This window comes from Acidovorax sp. FW305-C-20-28 (assembly GCF_058783375.1).
In genome coordinates, this window is record NZ_JBYSYM010000031.1 from 1 (window position 1) to 439 (window position 439).

Annotated in this window: 1 protein-coding gene; it reads right to left on the reverse strand. The window is 60.1% G+C overall.

Annotated features, from left to right (window positions below; translation table 11 throughout):
- On the reverse strand, positions 1–182 hold a 182-nt coding region (locus tag AC3WOH_RS27535), incomplete at its 3' end, for a VOC family protein (RefSeq protein WP_492232493.1).
- Positions 183–439 lie beyond the last annotated feature (257 nt).

Genomic DNA, 439 nt, shown 5'->3' on the forward strand with positions numbered 1-439 from the left:
TTGTTCACGATGAAGTTGATGCCGCCCTGGCGGTACAGCAGCACGTTCTTGGAGCGGTGCTTGGCCACCAGGGTGAAACCCATCTTCTCGAACATCGGCTCCAGCACGCCGGGTTTGGGCGAGGCGAATTCCACGAACTCGAAGCCGCACAGGCCCATGGGGTTGTCAAACAGGTCGCTCATATATCGTCTCCATCATCGGTGGGCAGCACTCAGGCCGGGGGATGGGACGACTGTAGGGAAAGTGGGGCGCAGTTATCTTGCAAGTTCGGGACGTGCCGGCCCGCTGTACGCTGGTTTCATGCGAAAAATCAATGGCAGAGCATTTGATCAGCTCTGAACCATCGATTGGCGCAAACTTGCTGCTTGTTTGCGCGGCAAGGCCCTGGCGTGAGAGTCCCTGCCGCTATGTCGGCATCGGGGGGGGGGGGGGGGGGGGA